This is a genomic window from Thermobifida halotolerans, from assembly GCF_003574835.2.
Classification (GTDB): Bacteria; Actinomycetota; Actinomycetes; order Streptosporangiales; family Streptosporangiaceae; genus Thermobifida; species Thermobifida halotolerans.
Window position 1 is genome coordinate 3212014 of the sequence record NZ_CP063196.1, and the last position, 19775, is coordinate 3231788.

General features: G+C 70.0%; 18 protein-coding genes. 5 read left to right on the top strand and 13 right to left on the bottom strand.

All coding sequences use genetic code 11. The features are described from left to right. Positions 1–44: 44 nt before the first annotated feature. Both NI17_RS14380 and NI17_RS14385 read left to right on the top strand, forming a co-directional pair. Positions 45–1019, top strand: coding sequence for a metal ABC transporter substrate-binding protein (locus NI17_RS14380; protein WP_068688601.1), 975 nt, complete (start codon positions 45–47; stop codon positions 1017–1019). A gap of 310 nt (positions 1020–1329) precedes the next feature. Continuing rightward, positions 1330–1563 carry a DUF397 domain-containing protein gene (locus tag NI17_RS14385; protein ID WP_068689100.1) on the top strand — a complete coding sequence of 78 codons (234 nt, stop codon included), beginning with the start codon at positions 1330–1332 and terminating at the stop codon, positions 1561–1563. Between the two features lie 74 nt (positions 1564–1637). Here the strand turns inward: NI17_RS14385 and NI17_RS14390 are convergent, their stop codons facing one another. Further along, the gene (locus NI17_RS14390) at positions 1638–2516 is read right to left on the bottom strand and encodes a helix-turn-helix domain-containing protein (RefSeq protein ID WP_068688599.1); all 879 of its coding nucleotides are present in this window, start codon (positions 2514–2516) and stop codon (positions 1638–1640) included. Between the two features lie 196 nt (positions 2517–2712). Then, on the bottom strand, positions 2713–3258 hold the full coding sequence (locus NI17_RS14395; RefSeq protein ID WP_234401694.1) for an ATP-binding protein: 546 nt from the start codon (positions 3256–3258) through the stop codon (positions 2713–2715). A 448-nt stretch (positions 3259–3706) separates the two neighbouring features. On the opposite strand from NI17_RS14395, the gene fabG reads away from it, so the two are divergent. The 3 genes from fabG to NI17_RS14410 all read left to right on the top strand — a co-directional run bounded on the left by fabG (position 3707) and on the right by NI17_RS14410 (position 6873). Then, positions 3707–4465: a 3-oxoacyl-ACP reductase FabG gene (gene fabG, locus NI17_RS14400; protein ID WP_068688595.1), complete on the top strand. Its 759-nt coding sequence runs from the start codon at positions 3707–3709 to the stop codon at positions 4463–4465. 81 nt (positions 4466–4546) lie between these two features. Further along, the gene (locus tag NI17_RS14405) at positions 4547–5749 is read left to right on the top strand and encodes an acyl-CoA dehydrogenase family protein (protein WP_068688593.1); all 1203 of its coding nucleotides are present in this window, start codon (positions 4547–4549) and stop codon (positions 5747–5749) included. Beyond that, positions 5746–6873 carry an acyl-CoA dehydrogenase family protein gene (locus NI17_RS14410; protein WP_068688592.1) on the top strand — a complete coding sequence of 376 codons (1128 nt, stop codon included), beginning with the start codon at positions 5746–5748 and terminating at the stop codon, positions 6871–6873. Before NI17_RS14405 ends, NI17_RS14410 begins: the two co-directional genes overlap by 4 nt. A gap of 87 nt (positions 6874–6960) precedes the next feature. Here NI17_RS14410 and NI17_RS14415 read toward each other — a convergent pair whose 3' ends face one another. The 11 genes from NI17_RS14415 to hrpA all read right to left on the bottom strand — a co-directional run bounded on the left by NI17_RS14415 (position 6961) and on the right by hrpA (position 19752). Continuing rightward, entirely contained in the window at positions 6961–7908 is a 948-nt protein-coding gene (locus tag NI17_RS14415) for a serine hydrolase (RefSeq protein WP_068688590.1), read from the bottom strand. 170 nt (positions 7909–8078) lie between these two features. Then, positions 8079–8675: an energy-coupling factor transporter transmembrane component T family protein gene (locus tag NI17_RS14420; RefSeq protein ID WP_068688588.1), complete on the bottom strand. Its 597-nt coding sequence runs from the start codon at positions 8673–8675 to the stop codon at positions 8079–8081. Further along, positions 8672–9355, bottom strand: coding sequence for an energy-coupling factor ABC transporter ATP-binding protein (locus tag NI17_RS14425; protein ID WP_068688586.1), 684 nt, complete (start codon positions 9353–9355; stop codon positions 8672–8674). Before NI17_RS14425 ends, NI17_RS14420 begins: the two co-directional genes overlap by 4 nt. A 15-nt stretch (positions 9356–9370) precedes the next feature. Continuing rightward, complete coding sequence (locus NI17_RS14430) at positions 9371–9961, bottom strand: biotin transporter BioY (RefSeq protein WP_068688584.1); 591 nt, start codon at positions 9959–9961, stop codon at positions 9371–9373. Between the two features lie 215 nt (positions 9962–10176). Continuing rightward, positions 10177–11238: a lactonase family protein gene (locus tag NI17_RS14435; protein WP_068688582.1), complete on the bottom strand. Its 1062-nt coding sequence runs from the start codon at positions 11236–11238 to the stop codon at positions 10177–10179. Positions 11239–11352: 114 nt separating this feature from the next. Beyond that, positions 11353–12081: a thioesterase II family protein gene (locus NI17_RS14440; protein WP_068689098.1), complete on the bottom strand. Its 729-nt coding sequence runs from the start codon at positions 12079–12081 to the stop codon at positions 11353–11355. A 119-nt stretch (positions 12082–12200) separates the two neighbouring features. Then, positions 12201–12758 (bottom strand): GTP-binding protein, encoded by a 558-nt coding sequence (locus NI17_RS14445; protein ID WP_068688580.1) that lies wholly within the window; start codon positions 12756–12758, stop codon positions 12201–12203. A gap of 10 nt (positions 12759–12768) precedes the next feature. Next, the gene (locus NI17_RS14450; protein WP_084012428.1) at positions 12769–13131 is read right to left on the bottom strand and encodes a DUF742 domain-containing protein; all 363 of its coding nucleotides are present in this window, start codon (positions 13129–13131) and stop codon (positions 12769–12771) included. Between the two features lie 48 nt (positions 13132–13179). Beyond that, on the bottom strand, positions 13180–13602 hold the full coding sequence (locus NI17_RS14455) for a roadblock/LC7 domain-containing protein (RefSeq protein WP_068688576.1): 423 nt from the start codon (positions 13600–13602) through the stop codon (positions 13180–13182). Between the two features lie 50 nt (positions 13603–13652). Beyond that, positions 13653–15161 carry a sensor histidine kinase gene (locus tag NI17_RS14460; protein WP_157129680.1) on the bottom strand — a complete coding sequence of 503 codons (1509 nt, stop codon included), beginning with the start codon at positions 15159–15161 and terminating at the stop codon, positions 13653–13655. A gap of 634 nt (positions 15162–15795) precedes the next feature. Beyond that, complete coding sequence (gene hrpA / locus NI17_RS14465) at positions 15796–19752, bottom strand: ATP-dependent RNA helicase HrpA (protein ID WP_068688572.1); 3957 nt, start codon at positions 19750–19752, stop codon at positions 15796–15798. Positions 19753–19775 lie beyond the last annotated feature (23 nt).

Sequence of the window (19775 nt, forward strand, 5' to 3'; positions counted from 1 at the left end):
AACTCCAAATTGACAATGGTTTTCACTTTCGTGATGATGGTTCCATGCGAGCTGGAATCTCAACAAAAGTGACCGCGGTCGGTGCCGCAGGAGTGCTGTTGGCCGCCCTGGGCGGATGCGCGGGCGACACCGCCGGTGAGGACTCCGGGGTCCAGGTGGTCACCAGCGTCTACCCGCTGGAATGGCTGGCCTCCCGAATCGGAGGCGAGGGGGTCACGGTCACCAATCTCACGGAGGCCGGCACGGACCCGCACGAAGCGGAGCTGAGTCCCCGCCAGATCGGCACGATCGGCGACGCCGACCTGGTCGTCCACATCGGGGGGATGCAACCCGCCGTCGACGAGGCGGTCGCCCAGCACGCCGAAGACAGCGCCCTCGACGCGGCCGAGGTGGTCGATCTGCTGCAGATCCCCGAGGACGGCCACGAGGAGCACTCGGAGGAAGGCCACTCCGAGGAGGAACACGCGGAGGAAGGCCACGCGGAAGAGGAGCACGGCGGCACGGACCCGCATCTGTGGCTGGACACCGACCGTATGACCGCCGTCGCCGGGGAGCTGACCGACCGGCTGAGCGAGGCAGACCCCGACAGCGCGGCGACCTACCGGGACAACCACGACGCGGTCGTCGCGGAGCTGGCCGAACTGGGGAGCGCCTACGGCGACGGGCTGGCCGGGTGCGAGCGGCGCGAGCTGGTGGTCACCCACGCCGCCTTCGGGTATCTGGCGGAGGCCCACGGCCTGGAACAGATCAGCGTCACCGGCGCCGACTCCCACGCGGAGCCCTCTCCCGCGCAGATCGCCGAGGTGGTGCACGCCGTCGAGGAGCACGGCGCCACGACGATCTTCACCTCTCCCCTGGAGAGCCCGTCCCTCGCCGAGACCGTCGCGGACGAGGCCGGGATCGGGATCGCGGTCCTGGACCCCCTGGAAAGTCTCACGGAGGAGTCTCCGGGAACCGACTATCCGTCCGTCATGCGGGCGAATCTGGACGCTCTCACCACCGCACTGGAGTGCTCCTGAACCTTCTCGACCTGCCCGGAGCACCTCCGAGCCCCTGGGCGCCGCACCGCCCCGGGTAACAATCGGGTCGCTCCGCGACCACCCCTCTGTCAGTTTTGTCAGCTTCTGTCATTGAATATCCGCAACGGCGGCCCCGCACTCCACGGCAGGGGCCGCCGAATCGTGTCGGCGTCCCAGGTGTTTCACGGGGAACTCACATGCTCATGCGATATCCTGAGCAAAATCCGGTGCGGATGCACGTGCATTTGAAGGTGCAATGGCATGCGCATCGCAGTAATCCCGCACCAAAGATGACAGAGGGAGCATGTACGTGAACGCTTACAACGGCATCTCCGCCGCCGACCTGGGCGACCTCACCTGGCAGAAGAGCCGCCGCAGCAACTCGATCGGCAACTGCGTGGAGATGGCCAGGCTCTCGGACGGTTCCATCGCCGTGCGCAATTCGCGCTTCCCCGACGGGCCGGCCCTGGTCTACACCCAGGCCGAGATCAACGCCCTGATCCTGGGCGCCAAGGACGGCGACTTCGACAACCTGCTCGGCTAGTCAGCCGCCACCGGGGCCCCGTGCGAGACGCGCACAGGGGCCTTCTTGCGTGGGCGCACCGCGGTGGAGCGGGCTCAGCCGCCCAGTTCCCCGATCATCTGCTGCAGAAGATGCCGGGTCTGCTCGGGGCGTTCGGCGACGACCGCCAGCCACTCGAGGGCCATCGTGTACTGCTCGACGTCGGAGCGCTTCTCCTGGAAGATGCCACCGGTGAGCTGCTCCACGTAGACGACGTCGGGCAGGTCGTACTCCGGATAGCGCAGGATCGTGAACGACCCGGTCTCGGCCGCGAACACGCCCTGGTGGAACGGGACGATCTGCAACGTGATGTTGGGTTCATCACTGAGTTGCCGCAAATGCTGCAATTGCGCCCGCATGATTGCAGCATTGCCCACGGGACGCCGCACAGCGGGCTCGTCGATGATCACCCAGAGCTTCACGTTCCGGTTGGTGCGGATGCGCTCCTGGCGGCGCATCCGCGTGGCGATCCGGTTCTTGGCGGTCTCGTCCAGCTTCCGCTTGCCGCCCCGGGTGATGACCTCGCGGGCGTAGTCCTCGGTCTGCAGCAGTCCCGGAACGAACTGGGTCTCATAGACGCGCAGCTGGGTGGCGGCCTCCTCCATGCCCACGTAGGACTGGAACCAGACGGGCAGGGACTCCCCGTACTTCTGCCACCAACCGGGCTCGTTGGCCTCACGGGCCAGGGTGAGAAACGAGGAACGAACCGCGGGGTCCTCGACCCCGTAGAAGGTCAACAGGTCCTCGACGTCGCGGATCTTGAAACCGACACGCCCCAGCTCGACACGGCTGATCTTGGACTCGGAACCGCGGATCTTGTAGGCGGCGTCCGCTCGGGAGATCCCCTTGGACTCACGCAACTGGCGGAGCTGGTACCCGAGCAGTATTCGACGGACAGTCGGGCCGCTTCCCGGCTCTGGTTGAGCCACGCTCACCGCTCCTGCCTCCCCACCCTCTGTGCCTCGTCGCAACCGGTGTCTCCTGGACAGCCGTTCCGTCGTGCCGTTTCCAATGGTTACACGATATCGCCGGAGAGAACCGGGTTTCGTGGCCTTCCAGCCTGCGGATCATCCGATAGTCCCACATAACGGACAGACCGCTTTTCCCCGAGCGGCGTCGAAGCTTTGCGGATCAGCTGAAAAGCGCCCACACGAATTTGCCGCCCACAGCGGTCGGCACCGCTCCCCAACCGCGGCTGAAGCAGGAGACCAGGTGCAGTCCCCGCCCGGTCTCGGCCATGAAGTCGGGCTCCCTGCGTATCGGCAGTCGGTCGCTGCCGTCACGGACCGCGCAGATCAACTCCATGCCCCGCCGCATCGCGCTGAGCTGGATCACGCTCTCCCCCGCCCCGTCGAGGCGGACCCCGGCGTGCCGCAGCGCGTTGGTGACGAGTTCGGAGACGACGAGTTCCACGTCGCCGGCGTAGCGGGCCATTCCCCAGTCGCGCAACGTGGCCATGGTGAGATCGCGCGCGATCTTCACCGCGCCGTAGTCGGGATCCAGGCTCCACAGCAGACTGTCGTGGCTGGCCGTTCCCGAACAGGAACTCCAGCAGGGCATGCCGTTGCGCAGCGCGGGAAGCCACCAGGCGCGCGCCGCCACGTCGAGAGTCGGCGATGACGCCGACTCCCGTCCCGGCGCCCCCCTGACAGACTCCTGGGCAGAATGTCCGGTCACCGCGATCCCCTTGCCGTCGTCTCGATCGCCACAGGTCTGAGGACTATGCAAATGCAAGGGCCGAATGCACGTGCACGAGCCTCTTGAGAGGCATCCTAGAACATTCACGCCCTTCTATCAGTTGAAGTGCGGACAAAAAAGACCGCGATTCTGCCCCACTCCCGGAGAGGTCCGGGAGAATTCTCGGCCGCGCCAGTGTGACCTGGGAAAACCCCACCCATCTTCATACCGTGGAGACGGCGGGCAACCTCAACGCGACACTCGCGGCCACCGGTCGGTCACCGGACATCCCGGCGCTCCACCGGGCCGCACCCCCGGACAGTCCCGGACACTGACGACAGACCCCGGCATACCACCTAGTCGGTAAGAATGGTTAGGATCGCCTCGACCGCGCACTGGACGGCCCGGGCCCGGACCGGTTCACCGATTGTCACTTGGAGGAGACACCATGTCCCAGACCCCTCGCGTCGCGATCGTCACGGGAGCGGCCCGTGGAATCGGCGCCGCCACCGCACAGCGGCTGGCCGCCGAAGGGCACTCCGTCGCGGTGCTCGACCTCACCGAGGACAGTGCCAAGGCCACCGTGGACGCGATCACCGAGGCAGGAGGCAGGGCGATCGCGCTCGGCGCGGACGTGAGCGACACCGAGCAGGTGGACGCCGCGGTCAGGACGACCGCCGAACGGCTCGGCCCGCCGGCCATCCTGGTGAACAACGCCGGCGTGATCCGCGACAACCTGCTGTTCAAGATGACCGACGACGACTGGGACACCGTGCTGCGGGTCCACCTGCGCGGCGCGTTTCTGATGTCGCGGGCGGCCCAGGCGTACATGACCGAGCAGGGCTGGGGCCGCATCGTCAACCTCTCCAGCAGCTCCGCGCTGGGCAACCGCGGCCAGGCCAACTACTCCGCGGCCAAGGCGGGCATGCAGGGCTTCACCAAGACCCTGGCGATCGAACTCGGCAAGTTCGGGATCACCGCCAACGCCGTCGCCCCCGGCTTCATCGCCACCGAGATGACCCGGGCCACCGCCGAACGGGTCGGCATGGACTTCGAGGAGTTCAAGGCCGCCCGCGCCGCCCAGGTCCCGGTGCGCCGGGTGGGTGTCCCCGAGGACATCGCCGCCACCGTCGCCTTCCTCGCCAGCGAGGAGGCCGGATACGTGTCCGGCCAGGTCATCTACGTCGCCGGCGGCCCGCTGGACTGAGCCGCCGTCGTGGACGGGACGGCGGGCCGTCCCGTCCACGACGATCCGCACACCGCCAGCAGCCTCCAGGAAGGTTCTGTCGTGACAACGACCAACGGCGCACCGCCGGACGCCGCGGACCTGCGCAAGCGGGTCGCCGACCTCGTCGCGGCACACGATCCCGCCACCACCGAGCAGACCGAGTTCCTCGCCGCCCGTTTCGACGCGGGCCTGGCCTGGGTGCACTTCCCGCCGGGAGCGGGCGGCCTGGGTGCGCCCCGCGCCCTGCAGACCGTCGTCGACGCGGAGTTCGAACGCCTCGGCTCCGTCCCCACCCACCGCGACGGCCTGTCCATCGGGCTGGGCATGGCCGCCCCCACCATCGTGGCCTTCGGCACCGAGCAGCAGCGGAGGCGGTTCCTCAAACCCCTCTACACCGGTGAGGAGGTCTGGTGCCAGCTGTTCAGCGAACCCGGGGCCGGATCGGACCTGGCCGCCGTGGGAACCCGCGCGGTCAGGGACGGCGACTCCTGGGTGGTCGACGGTCAGAAGGTGTGGACCTCGATGGCGCACCGGGCGCGCTGGGCCATCCTGCTGGCCCGCACCGACCCGGACGTGCCCAAGCACCGCGGACTGACCTACTTCGTCTGCGACATGACCGCCCCCGGCGTGGACGTGCGCCCGTTGCGCCAGCTCACCGGGGAGGCCGAGTTCAACGAGGTCTACCTCGACGGCGTGCGGCTGCCCGACAGCCTGCGGCTCGGTGAGGTCGGTGCGGGCTGGAAGGTCGCGCAGACGACCCTGATGAACGAACGGGTCTCCATCGGCGGCCGCCCGGAGCCCCGTGAGGGCGGACTGGTCGGGGTCGTCAGCGAACTGTGGCGCACCCGCCCCGAACTGCGCACCCGCGGACTGCACGAGGAGCTGCTGAAGCTGTGGGTGGCCGCGGAGGCGGCCCGGCTCACCAAGGAGCGGCTGCGTCAGCAGATGGCGGTCGGCCAGCCCGGCCCGGAGGGATCGGCCGCCAAGCTCTCCTTCGCCGAGCTCAACCAGCGCATCTCCGGTCTGGAACTGGAACTCCTGGGTACCGAGGGGCTCGCCTACGACGACTGGACGTTCCGCCGTCCCGAGGGGCAGGACCCGCTGCGTCGCGGCGCGGGTTTCCACTACCTGCGTACCAGGGGCAACTCGATCGAGGGCGGCACCTCGGAGATCCTGCGCACCATCATCGCCGAACGCGTCCTGGGGCTGCCCGCCGAGCCCCGGGTCGACAAGAACGTCGCGTGGAAGGACCTACCCAGGTGAGCGAATCCGAGCCGAACCTGCTGTACAGCGACATCGAGCAGGAGCTGCGCGCCGGCGTGCGGGAGCTGCTGGCCGCCAGGTGCCCGTGGCAGTCGGTGCTGGGACGGGTGGAGAACGACGCGGCCGAGGTCACCGACCTCGCGCTGTGGCGGGAGCTCGCGGCCATGGGCGTCGCCGGGCTGCCGATCGCGGAGGAGCTGGGCGGCGCCGGAGCGACATGGCGCGAGAGCTCGATGGTCGCCGAGGAGCTGGGACGCGCCGTGGCACCGGTGCCGTTCCTGGGCAGCGCCGTGCTGGCCGCCTCCGCCCTGACCGCGGTGGACGCGGACGAGGAGGTCCGATCGCTGGTGAGCGACCTGGCCGAGGGCAGGCGCACGGCCACCCTGGCGGTGCCGTTGTCCACCGCCCCCGGTTCGGCCTTCCCCGCCCTGGTACGCGCCGGGGACCGGACGCTGACCGGGACCGTCCCCGGCGTGGTCGACGCGCTCAACGCCGACGTCCTGGTGGTCCCGGCCGTCGGCGCGGACGGCCCCGGCCTGCACCTGGTGGCGGCCGAGGAGACGGTGCGCACCCCGGTGGTGAGCCTGGACCTGACCCGGCCGTTGACCGAGGTGCGGCTGGCCGGGGCTCCGGCGGTCGCGGTGGCGTCGGGGGACCGGGCGGTCGGCGCTGTGGAGTCCGCTCTTGTCGCGGGCGCGGCACTGCTGTCGGCCGAGCAGCTCGGCGTGGCCGAGTGGGCGTTGCGGACAACGGTCGACCACCTCAAGGAGCGCACCCAGTTCGGCCGTCCCCTCGGTTCCTTCCAGGCACTCAAGCACCGACTCGCCGACCTGTGGGTCTCGATCTCCCAGGCCCGGGCGGTGGTCCGCAACGCGGCCGGCGCGGTGGCCTCCGGAAGTCCGGACGCGCCGCTGGCCGCGGCCCTGGCCCAGGCGTTCGTGTCCGGGGTGGCGGTCACCGCGGCGGAGGAGGCGGTGCAGATGCACGGAGGCATCGGCTTCACCTGGGAGCATCCGGTCCACCTGTACCTGAAGCGGGCCAAGAGCGCCTCCATCGCCCTGGGCACGGCCGACCGCCACCGCGGCAGGATCGCCGAACTGGTGGACCTGCCTCCCGCCCCCTGACCGGAAGGGCCCCGGGACCTCCGGTGCCGGGGAGTTGAGGGGGAGGTTCCGAAGAGCCCGGCCCGGGGCTGTCCGGGAACTCCTCCCTCAGACCCAGTCCCCGCCCTCCAGTGCGGTGACGACCTCGGTGACGACGTGTTCGACGCACTCGATTCCACTGAAGTAGTCGCGGTGGTGGTCGGACAGCACCGCGATGAGGTACTCGTGGTCGGCGCCCGCGACGCGGCCCGCGCTGGTGACGGCCCACCGGTTCCCGTCGGTGCTCCGCGGCACCCAGCCGTTCTTCAACTCCACCGTGTCGCCCTCGGCCGCGGCGACCGACACCCCCCACGCCTGCTCCGGAGCGACAGCACCCAGCAGTTCCCGCGCGTACCGGCGGCTGCGCTCGGACAGCGGGCTCACGTCGGTGAAGACGACGCGCAGCAGCCGGATCTGGTCGGTGGTGGTGGTCCGGGTGGCGCCCCAGACACCCCCTCCTCCGGCTTCGGTGCCGCGCAGTCCGAGCCGTCTGTTGCCCTCGGCGAATCCCTGGTCGAAGCCGATGCGCGCGTACAGTTCGTCGGTGGCGTCGTTGTCGCTGTAGCGGATCATCGAGGAGGCCAGCGCGTGTTCGGACGCGGAGAGTTCGCGTCCCCCGTCGTCCGCCTGGAGCAGGAGCAGCACGAGGATGTTGAGTTTGACCAGGCTCGCGGTGATGTAGGTCTCCTGCGGCGCGTAGGAGTAGATGGCGCCGCGGCGCAGGTCGTGCAGTGCGATCGAGAGTCGGCACTCCTGTTCTTCGAGGTATTCGTCCAGGGAGCGGTCGAGCCGTTCGCGGTCGGCGTCGGACAGCGGCGGAAGCCGCTGTTCGGGCTCCGGCGTCGCCGGTGGTCTCTCCGGGCGCGGCGCCGCGGGGGCGGCGCTCCCCCGGGTGCGGGGCTCCTCGGGCGAGAACACCGCGAGCACCGTCGAGGTGAGCAGGAAGACCAACGCCGCCAGGAACGCCGTGCGCAGCGGCGCGGGCGGGTGGGCGGGCGTCATCGAACGCTTCTGCATGCCGAATGCCTTCGCGCAAGAAAACCGGGTGCCGCTGATCGCGGACTGGTGCTCCCAACCATGCCACACCGGAGCCGGATGATCACGCGCGGAAACATCTTCTTGATCTTGCCGACCACAGGCTCCCCCGGGTCCCGACCGGTTGCCGGCGGGCTCTCCCGCTGGAGGGGCTAGTCGACGCCCCGGGCGTTCATCGCCGCGCCGAGCGCCTCGGAGGAGCGGATCAGGTTCACGATGACCGGCACGACCATGCGGTGGGCTCCTCCCCTCAACCCGCGGGCCATGTACGCCTCGCGCGAGGAGCGCCACGACTCGGCCACCAGCGGGACGCAGCGGATGGTCAGCGCCAGTACCAGCGCCACCCGCTCCGAACGCACGCCCACGACCCGCAGCGGCCGGGCCAGCCGCTCGAACAGGTCGAGCATCTCGCTGACCCGTGTGGTGCGGGTGACCAGCCCGGCCAGCAGCACGGCCGCGGCGAGTTGGGCGCACACCCGGACCGCCGTCTCCACGTCGTTGAAGAGGACGTGGAAGACCCCGACGGCCGCGAGGAAGAGCAGCACCGGCCGGAAGGCGTGCCACAGGTGTCCGGCCAGGCCGAACACCGCGTACAGCAGCACGACCGCGACCGCGGCGCCCAGGGACACCCACGGGTTGCCCAGCACCAGCAGCACGGTGATCACGGCCAGCAGGACGAGCAGCTTGCCGCCCGCCGTCATCCGGTACGGCAACGACGTCCCCGGGACGTACAGTCCGGCCGTGTTCACGGGCGCCGCTCCATCGACTCGACGTAGTACTTGACGGCGGCATCCGGTTCGCCGTCGAACACGATCCTTCCCTCGTCCATGACCAGTACCCGGTCGAACCCCACGAGCGTGTCGAGGTGGTGGGTCAGCAGGATGACCTGCTGTTCCAGGCCGCGCAGGGTCTCGGTGATGACCCGCACGTTGCGCAGGTCCAGCAGGGTGGTGGGCTCGTCGCAGACGAGGACCCGCGGCTCGGTGACCATGACCGAGGCCAGCGCCAGCATCTGCTTCTGCCCTCCGGACAGCAGGTGGGCGGGGTGGTCGCGGTGGTCGGCCAGACCGTGGCGGTCGAGGATCGCGTCCACCCGTGCGTCGGTCTCGGCCCGGCTGAGCCCGCTGCCGCGCAGTCCGATCCGCACGTCCTCGGCGACCGTGGGCATGATGATCTGGGTGTCGGCGTCGGAGAACACGAATCCGACCCGCCGCCGGATCTCCCTGGCGTGTCCGCGGGTGTCCAGACCGTCCACGAGCACCCGGCCCGCATCGGGAACGACCAGGCCGTTGAGCATCCGGGCCAGGGTTGACTTGCCCGACCCGTTGGCGCCGATCAGCCCGATACGGTGCTCCTCCAACTCCAGTGAGACGTGGTCGACGACCACCCGCTCGCCGTAGGCGTGCGTCACGTCCACCAACCGGATCATGTGTTCCGACCTCGCTCAGGAGACCCGGTTCCCGGCGGGCGGGACGGGGTAGGACCGGTGCACGCCGGCGGCAACCAGGGTGGCCAGGACCGCCTTGGCGACGTCGCCGGGCACGAAGGCGGCCAGGGTGTACAGGGTGGACGTGACGCTCAGTCCGGCGGCCGCTCCCATCCAGGGTCCGCCGATCAGGTAGCACACCACGATCCCGCCGGTGAGGTTGATCGCCAGGCCCGGCCAGAACCGGTACTTCGGCAGCATGCGCCCGGTCAGGGCGCCGATGAACAGCGCGACGAAGATCCAGCTGATCAGGAAGCCGCCCGTGGCCCCGGCGAAGGCGGCCAGTCCCCCCTGGCCGCCGGACAGGATCGGCAGTCCCGCAGCCGCCAGTGCGAGGAAGGTCACGACCGCCAGGACACCGCGTTTCCAGCCGAGGATGCTGGGGGCCAGCATGACCACCAGGGTCTGCAGGGTGATCGGCGCGCTGCCGACAGGAATGCCGGGCACGATGCTCATCGCGGCGAGCAGCGCGGCGAACAGGGCGATGAGCGCGAGGTCGCGCGTGTTCAGTCCGCGGTGGCGGGGAGGGGACGGCTGGGAGACGGTCATGTTCCAGTCCTCGGTCGTTTGTCGGATTTTGGAGGAAATCTCCAGACCAATTGTGACCTCTATGCCATGAACAGCAGAGATGCGGACTGGAACAGCTTTCTCCCGTCAAAGCTTGTGGAGACCTTCCAAAGCTCCCGCCCCCTCCCCCAAGGGGTGAGCCGCGCCACATCCTGGCGTGGCTCACGGTGGCGCCCCTCTGTGCGAGGGGTGGGGAATCAGTCGACGGAGGCGGGCAGCACGCACACCGGGGTGGGGACGTCGAGGGTGTGGCGGGCCGGGCCGGGGATTCCGTCGGCGGGGTCCAGCGGAAGCGTGGTCAGTGTCGCGGAGTTCTGGTTGGCGACCACGAGGTACCGGCCGACCTGCGCGAAGTGGCGGGGCCAGGCGCCTCCGGTCGGCGTGTCGGCCAGGTGGCGCAGTCGTGTGCCGTCGGACGACACCTCGAAGGTGGCGATGGTGTCGGCTCCCCGGTTGGCGACGTAGAGGCGGCGCTCGTCGGGGGAGAGCGCGATCTCCGCCGGGAAGTTGTCCGCCGGCTCCTTGGTCGCGGGCAGGGTGTCGACGGTCTCGGCCCTGGCGGTGTCGGCGTCGAACCGCAGGACGTGCACCCGCGAGTCCAGCTCCCCGGCCACGTACAGGTGGCCGGAGGAGTGCGCGGCCAGGTGGCGCGGACCGCTTCCCGGGGCGAGCCGGGCCGCGACGTGCTGCGGTCCCGCGGGGCGGTCGGCGGCGGGGTCGAAGGGCAGGCAGCGCAGTTCGTCGGTGCCGAGGTCCACGGCCAGGAGGTGGCCGCCGCCCGGTGCGAGGTAGACGCTGTGGGCGTGCGGTCCCTCCTGCCGGTCGGCGTTGGGGCCCGAACCGGTGTGGGTGAGGCGCTGGACCGGTTCCTGTGGAACGCCGTTCGCGCCGATCGGGTGCACGCTGAGGCTTCCGTCGCCGTAGTTGGCGACGACCAGGTGCCGCCCCGCCGGATGGGCCAGCAGGTGGCACGGGGAGGAGCCGCCGGTCGGGGCGTCGCCCCGGTGCGTCAGCTCCCGTTCTCCGGTGATCGAGAACCCGCTGACCCGGCCGGTGTCGAGCTCGTTGACCGCGTAGACCATTCCGCCGTCGGCGGAGCGGACGACGAACGAGGGACCGCTGCTCGGCGCCGCCAGTCCCGCATCGGACAGGGTGCCGCTGTCGGTGTCCAGCCAGACGCTCTGCACTCCCGCGGCGCTTCCCACGATGCCGGAGTCGGGTGTGTAGGAGCCGATCCACAGCAGCCGACGTCGTGTCATCGTGTTCCTTCCGGTTGTCGCACGCCCCGGCTCTCGGGGCCAGCGACACTCTATGCCGCCGGCCGGACTGTGGGGAATCACCGCCTGTGGCCGACCGGGGAGGGAGGGGGCGGCTCAGTCCAGGAGCGCCAGGAGTGCCGAACGCTCGGCGTCGTCGAAGAAGTGGCCGCCGGGCAGCCGCTCCAGCCGGAACGGTCCGGTGGTGTGCTCCGCCCAGGCGCGCAGCCCCTCGTCGGTGACCACCGGGTCGTCGACCCCGGCGGCGACGGTGATCGGGATGTCCAGCGGGGGGCCGGAGGGCCACACGTAGGCGGCGAGCGCCTCGAAGTCGGCCCGCATGTCCTCGCCGAACACACGGGCCAACTCCGGGTCCTCCAGGAGGATCTCGGGGACGCCGCCGTAGCGGTCGGCCACGGCACGGACCAGTTCGGCCGTGTCCTCGGGCAGTTCCACGGTTGTGGGCAGGTGCGGGGCGTCCCTGCCGCTGACCACCAGGTGGACGACCTCGCGCCCACGCCCCAACAGCTCCCGCGCGGTCTCGTAGGCCGAGACCGCGCCCATGCTGTGCCCGTAGAGGGTGAGCGGCCCCTCGATCCCGCCCAGCGCGTCGGCCTGACGTCGGGCGTATTCGGCCCACAGGTCCCGCCCCGCTCCCGGGAGGTCGCGGTGGCGCACCGTGGCGACCCACACGGTGTACCGGTCGCCCACGTCGGCGACCCAGGGCTGGTACACGGTGGGCAGTCCTCCGGCGTGCATGAAGCAGACGAGGTCCGCCTCGGCCGGTGGCCCGGCGAAGCGGTGCACGCCGGAGCGCGTCGATGGGGTGGTCCGTGCCTGGCTCATGGGTTCGGTCTCACTTCCGTCCATGGACACAACGCCCCAAAACCTACCCATTCCCCCTTTGGAGGACACTCCGAGGAGGGGTGGGTTGCGTCTCGGCGCCGCCGGAACGCCGGGAGCGCTCAGCCGACCGGTTCACGCTCCGAACGCGACAGCGTGTACCGCAGCAGCCGCTTCAGCACGTTGCCGCTGGCCAGCCGGTCCCTCGCGTCGAACTCGACGATCGGGACCTCGGGGCCGACCTCGACGGCCTCGCGGATCTGCTCGACCGTGTAGTCCAACTGCCCGTCGAACTTGTTCAACGCGATGATGTAGGGGACGTCCTGCTTCTTCTCGAAGTAGTCGATCGCGTCGAAGCAGTCGGCCAGGCGGCGGGCGTCCACCACGACGACCGCGCCGATCGCCCCGCGCACCAGGTCGTCCCACATGAACCAGAACCGCGTCTGCCCCGGTGTGCCGAACATGTACATGATCAGCTCGTCGTCCAGGGTGAGGCGGCCGAAGTCCATCGCCACGGTGGTGGTCACCTTGTCCGGCGTGGCGGAGACGTCGTCATGGGCGATGCTCGCCTCGGTCATCACCGCCTCGGTGGTGACCGGCGGGATCTCTGACACCGAACTGACCAGAGTCGTCTTGCCGGCGCCGAAGCCTCCCGCGATGACGATCTTGGTCGACGCCACGGACGGGCGTTTATTGGAAGAGACGTTCGAGTCCACGGAGCGCCCTTTCCAGCACTTGGTTCTCGGACGGGCTGTGCCCGGTGATCGTGGGGTGGATGTAGACGAGTCCCTGGTCGGCCAGGTCGCTGATGAGTACCTGAGTGACACCCAACGGCATCTTCAGTTCCGCCGAGATCTCGGCCACCGAACGCACCTGGGCGCACAGACGGTAGATGCGCTCCGACTCCGGCATCAGGTTGCGCGGAGGTTCGGCCCGCTCATCCGCGATCGAGACCAGCGTCTGCACCATCAGCGGATGGCGCGACCGGGTGCGGCCGCCGGTGAAGGTGTACGGGCGGATCCGTGCTCCCCGTCGTCTGCGATGACTCCTCATAGGGGTGGCATCCTCTTCATCGTTTCAGAGTCCGTGCCGATGCGCCGGTCAGCGAACGACCTCGCGCAGTTCGGAACGCAGTTGCGGGGTGAGCACGTGGCCGGCGTTCTCCACGAGCAGGGTCATCTGGTAGGCGACGATCTTCATGTCGGCGTCCCTGGAGGTCAGCACAGCGAGCGAGGACCCGTCGCTGATGGACATGACAAACAGGAAGCCGCGTTTCATACGCAGAATCAGCTGCTCGGAGTCGCCCTTGGCGAACATCCGGGCGGTGCCCTCGGCCAGGCTCTGCAGGCCGCTGGCGATCGCTGCGAGCTGCTCGGCGTGTTCGTCGGGGAAGCCCTGGGAGGCGGTCAGCAGCAGGCCATCGGAAGAGACGACGATCGCATGTTCGACGCCTGGCACCTCAGCGACGAAGTTGGAGACGAGCCAGGTGAAATTTTCAGCGCTCTCACTCAAGCGGTTATCCATGTCCGTCCTGCTTCTGTTGTGGCGGGTGATGTGGCTGCGCGGTGCATCCGTCACTCATCCTCGGTGGCGGCGCGCTCACCTTCGAGGAACTCCTCGAGATCAGCACGGATGCTCGCGGCTCTGCTCTCGGCGTCTTCCGGCTCGGCCGCTCCGTCCGCGGACTCGGCGCCCGTCATGGGGAGGGCCGGCTGGTTCGTGCGGTGCGCCCCGCGTCGGGGCAGGCCCGCGGCGGTGAAGGCGGGACCGCTGTCGTCTCTGTTCTGCGGGGCGCGTGAGGTCGGCGAAGTCATGGGTGACGGGCTCACCGTTACTGGAGCGGTACTCGTTGTGTCGATGACGGGCTCGGGTTCGGGTTCGGGCCCGGTCGTGCTGACCAGTTCGGTCGGCACGACCACGTGCGCGCTGATGCCGCGGAAGGCACGTGCCTGCAACTGGACCTCGAATCCGTGCCGGTGCGCGATGCGGCCCACCACGAACATGCCCATGTGCCGGATGACGTCCTCTTCCAGGACGGGAGGCCCCTCCAGTCGCCGGTTGATCTCCGCGAGCTGGTCGTCGGGGATACCGATGCCCTCGTCCTCGACGGTGATCAGCAGGCGCTCCCCGCTCATGGCCTGCGCGCTGATGACGACCTGGGCGTAGTCGGGGGACTTGGCGGTGGCGTTGTCCAGCAGCTCGGCCAGCAGGTGGCTCAGGTCGTCGGAGACGCGGCCCGCGACGAAGAGCGTGGGCATGCGCCCCAGGCGGACCCGCTCGTAGTCGCCGATCTCGGAGATCGCCGCGCGGCAGACGTCCAGCAGCGGAACCGGTTCCAGGTGCGGGTCGCCGGTGTCCTGGCCGGCGAGGATGAGCAGGTTCTCGCCGTTGCGGCGCATCCGGGTGGCGAGGTTGTCGATCTTGAACAGTTTGCCGAGGAGGTCGGAGTCCTCGGTGGTGTCCTCCAGTTCCTCGACGATGTCCAGCAGCGACTCGACCAGGGTGAGGTCGCGCATCGCCAGGCTGGCCAGAGCGGTGGTGACGTCGTCCGGACGCACCGACTCCTCGACGACCACGGGGTGCGCCGCAACGGGCTCGGCCGTGTCGTCCGGGGTGGCGGGCTCGCCCACCGACGGGGCGGGGAGTGCGGCCTCCGGCGCGGCGGGGTCGCTCGCCGGTGGAGCGGCGGGCGCGGGAGGCGCGTCGGACTGCGGCGCCTGCTGGTCCGCGGGCGCCGGAAGGACGGCGCCGGGGGCCTGGGGGGCGGGGGCGGGCGGCTGTCCGTAGGGCGGCTGGGGGTAGCCGTGCGGCACGGACGGCGGCGCGTAGCCGTACGAGGGCGGGGCGGCCCGGGGGTGGTACTCCGGCGGGTAGTGGTATCCCTGTTGCGGCGCCGGTGGATAGCCGTACGGGGCCGCCGCGGGGGGAGCTGAAGCCTTCGGGGCCTTGCCGAGCCGGGCGAGGATCCGGGAGAACAGTCGGCGGGTCCCGGATCTTCCACCGCGGGAGGAGTCGGCCTCCGCCTGCATCATGTGCGACAGGGGGTGCCCCGTGTGCTCACCTGGTGACGGCACCTGTGCCACGGCACATCTCCTCAACGTTACGGGGGGCTGTTGACGTCGGCGGCGCGGTTCCGGCACGGACGACCGCCCTGATCACGGAGTCTTCCGACGGAAGTCGGTCACGTGGGGAGGCACCGCACGAGAGTACGGCGGCGTCGACCGCTACGGACACGGCCGCCATTCCTGACGGCGTGCCGCCTAAACACTGAAAACAAGTGAATCGGCGGTCACACTAGCACAGAAATCCTTACCCATCCGGCAAAGTAGACGTTTTGCGAGATGAGCGGCCAGATCCGGCGCCATCCCATTCGCCCGGCCCCGCTCCGGGGCCCCGCTCCGTCCCGCTCCGGGGCCCCGGAGCGGGACCGCAGGTCCCCCCACGTGTGCGGGGAACTTTCCCGCCCCCGCCCCCGTAGTGACCCTCGTCACTCTTGGGCGATTCTCCGGACAGTTCGGACGTTCGTGTGCTTCGCTCACTCCGGGCAGGAATTGCGAACAAACCGTGTGCTCTTCTTTTTCCTAGAGGTAAAACCCGCACCCCCGCAAATCAAAGAGGGGACTGCGGTATTCCGGTTTTCTCCGCAAATCGCAGGCCCCGCTTCCGGAGGCGCCACGTCCGCTCCTCCCCGCCCGCCGATGCGGGGGCCGACCGGGTTCAGCCCTGCCGCACCTCGTCGATCGCCCTGAGGATGCGCTTGTCGGAGACGGTGTAGGCGGTGCCCACCTCCTGCGCGAAATAGCTGATGCGCAACTCCTCCAGCATCCAGCGAATGTTCTCGTGCTCCGGACCGGGCGGCACTCCCGGGGGCAGCCGGTCCAGCAGTCGCTGATAGGCCTGGCGCATCTGCTCGACCTTGGCCGTGTTCACCTGGTCGCGGCGCGGGTTGTCCGGGAGCCTGTCCAGCCGGACCTCGATCGCCCTGAGGTAGCGCGGCAGGTCCCCCAGCCTCCGGTAGCCGGCGGCCGTGACGAAGCCGGGGCCGACGAGCTCGGCGAGCTGGCCCTGGATGTCGGCGATCGACGGCAGGACGGCCAGGCTCGTGGTGCTCCTGAGCCGCTTCTCCAGCCGCTGCGCCATGGCCAGGATCCTCTCCACCGCCGCGACGATCGCCATGACCCGCTCCACCAGGTTCACCCGGACGTGCTCCCGCAGTTTCGCGAAGGACTCCGGGTCCCACACCGGACCGCCCGACTCGGCGACCAGCGAGTCCACTCCGCAGGCCACGCAGTCGTCGAAGAGCGCGGCGACCGAACCGTGCGGGCTGCGGCTGAACACCAGCTTGCCCTGGTTGCTCAGGTGCCCCTGGAGAAACTTGGCGGGTGAGGGCACGGTGAGCATGAGCAGCCGCCGGGTCCCCTCGGTCATGGCGCGGCGCTGGGCGGCCTCGTTGTCGAAGATGCGCACGCCCACGCTCGTTCCCTCGTCCACCAGCGCCGGGTAGCCCTTGACCACGTGTCCGGCGGTGCGGCGTTCGAAGGTCCGGGGCAGCGGACCGAAGTCCCACGAGGTCAGGCCGGTGCGTTCGATCCCCGCGGCCTCCGCCGAGATCGCCTCGCGCAGACGGGGCTGCAGGCGGCGGCGCAGCTCCTCCAGGTCCTTGGCCTCGGCGAGCGCGCGCCCCCGGTCGTCGACGGCGCGGAAGGTCATGCGCAGGTGGTCGGGCACCCGCTCCCACTGCCAGTCGTCGACCGTCACCCGCGGGCCGCCCATCGCGGTGAGCTCGCGGGACAGCGCCTCCAGCAGCGGCTCGGAGCGGGGCCGGAGCCGCTTCAGCACCGAGCGGGCGTGGTCGGGCACCGGCACGAAACTGCGCCGGACGGCCTTGGGCAGCGACCGCATCAGCGCCGTCACCAGTTCCTCGCGCAGCCCGGGGATCTGCCACTCGAACCCCTCGGCGGTGACCTGGTTGAGCACCTTCAGCGGTATGTGCGCGGTCACCCCGTCGGCCGCGTCCCCCGGCTCGAACTGGTAGGTGAGCCGGAAACGGTGCTCCCCCTGCTGCCAGAAGTCCGGGTAGTCCTCCTCGGTGACGTCCCCGGCCGCGGGGCTGACCAGCATGGACCGGTCGAAGTCCAGCAGGTGGGGGTGTTCCCGGCGGGTCCGCTTCCACCAACTGTCGAAGTGCCGGGCCGAGACCACGTCGGCGCCCACCCGCTGGTCGTAGAAGTCGAACAGGGTCTCGTCGTCCACCAGGATGTCGCGGCGGCGGGCGCGGTGCTCGAGGTCCTCGACCTCCTCCAGCAGCCGCCGGTTGGCGTGGAAGAACGCGTGGCGGGTGTCCCACTCCCCCTGTACCAGGGCGTGCCGGATGAACAGTTCGCGCGCCACCCGCGGATCGATACGGCCGTAGTCGACCCTGCGCTGCGTGACGATCGGCACCCCGTAGAGCGTCACCCGCTCGTGGGCCATGACCGCGCCCCGGTTCTTCTCCCAGTGCGGCTCGCTGTAGGTGCGCTTGACCAGGTGTCCGGCGAGCTCCTCCACCCACTCGGGTTCGATCCGGGCGTTGACGCGGGCCCACAGCCGCGAGGTCTCCACCAGTTCGGCGGACATCACCCAGCGCGGCTGCTTCTTGAACAGCGCCGATCCGGGGAAGATCGCGAAACGGGCGCCCCGCGCGCCCACGTACTCGTGCTTCTCGGGGTCCTTCAGCCCGATGTGCGACAGCAGTCCCGACAGCAGGGACAGGTGGATCCGCTTCGGGTCGGCGGGCGCGGTGTTGACGTCGATGCCCAGCGTGCGCGCGATCTGCCTGAGCTGGGAGTAGACGTCCTGCCACTCCCGTACCCTCAGGTAGTTCAGAAACTCGCTGCGGCACATCTTGCGGAACTGGTTGCCCGACAGTTCCCGCTGCTGTTCGCGCAGGTGGTTCCACAGGTTCAGGTAGGCCAGGAAGTCCGACTCCGGCTCCGCGAACCGGGCGTGGCTCTGCGCGGCGGCCTGCTGCTGGTCCACCGGGCGCTCCCGGGGGTCCTGGATGGACAGCGCCGCGGCGATGACCATGACCTCGTGCACGCAGCCGTGGCGGTCGGCCTCCAGGACCATCCGGCCCAGCCGCGGGTCCACGGGGAGCTGGGCGAGCTTGCGGCCCAGCGGGGTGAGCCGGGTGCGTCCGCCCTCCGCGGTCTGCAGCGCGCCCAGTTCGGTGAGCAGCGCGACGCCGTCCTTGACCTGGCGGCGGTCCGGGCCGTCGACGAACGGGAACTCCGCGACGTCGCCGAGCCCCAGCGCGGCCATCTGCAGGATGACCGAGGCCAGGTTGGTGCGCAGGATCTCGGGGTCGGTGAACTCCGGGCGGGAGAGGAAGTCCTCCTCGGAGTACAGCCGGATGCAGACGCCCTCCGCGACCCGGCCGCAACGGCCCTTGCGCTGGTTGGCCGACGCCTGCGAGACGCGTTCGATGGGCAGGCGCTGCACCTTGGTGCGGTGGCTGTAGCGGGAGATGCGCGCGGTGCCGGGGTCCACGACGTACCTGATCCCCGGAACCGTCAGCGAGGTCTCGGCGACGTTGGTCGCCAGCACCACGCGCCGCCGGGAGTGCGGCCGGAACACGCGGTGCTGCTCGGCCGCGGACAGCCGCGCGTACAGCGGCAGGATGTCGACGGCGTGCGGACTGTGCTCGGGGTACCTGCGGCCCAGGTGCTTGCCCAGCGCCTCGGCGGTGTCGCGGATCTCGCGCTCCCCGCTGAGGAAGACCAGGATGTCGCCGGGGCCCTCGGCGCACAGCTCGTCCACCGCGTCGCAGATGCCCTGGATCTGGTCGCGGTCGTCGGTGACGGCGTTGGCGTCATCGTCGTCGTCCGCCAGCGCCTCCGCCTCCAGCGGCCGGTAGCGCACCTCGACCGGGTAGGTGCGGCCCGAGACCTCGATGACGGGGGCGTCGTCGAAGTGCCGGGAGAAGCGCTCGGGGTCGATGGTGGCGGAGGTGATGATCACCTTCAGGTCGGGGCGGCGGGGCAGCAACTGCCTGAGGTAGCCGAGGATGAAGTCGATGTTGAGGCTGCGCTCGTGGGCCTCGTCGATGATGAGGGTGTCGTAGCCGCGCAGCATCCGGTCCCGCTGGATCTCGGCCAGCAGGATGCCGTCGGTCATGAGCTTGACGAGGGTGTCGTCGCTGGAGGCGTCGGTGAAGCGGACCTTGTAGCCCACGGTCTCGCCCAGCGGGCTGCCCAGCTCCTCGGCGACGCGTTCGGCGACGGTGCGCGCGGCCAGTCGCCGCGGCTGGGTGTGGCCGATCTGGCCGAGGACGCCCCGGCCCAGCTCCAGACAGATCTTGGGCAGCTGGGTGGTCTTGCCCGAACCGGTCTCCCCCGCCACGATCACGACCTGGTGGTCGCGCACGGCGGCCAGAATGTCGTCCTTCTTCTGACTGATCGGCAGCTCGGGGGGGTAGTCGACCACGGGAGACGCTGATCGACGCCGTTCGACCCTGGCCTCGCAGGCGTCGATGTCGGCGGTGATCTCCGCGGCGACGGAGCGGCGCCGGTCGGGGTCGCGGATCTTCTCGGCCCCCTCGATCCGGCGGCGCAGTCGGTGGCGGTCGCGCGGCATCAGTCCGGGCAGACGACGCCGCAGGTCGGCGAGCGGGGATTTCACGGACGGCGTTTTCATCGCACAGCCAAGGATAGGCACCG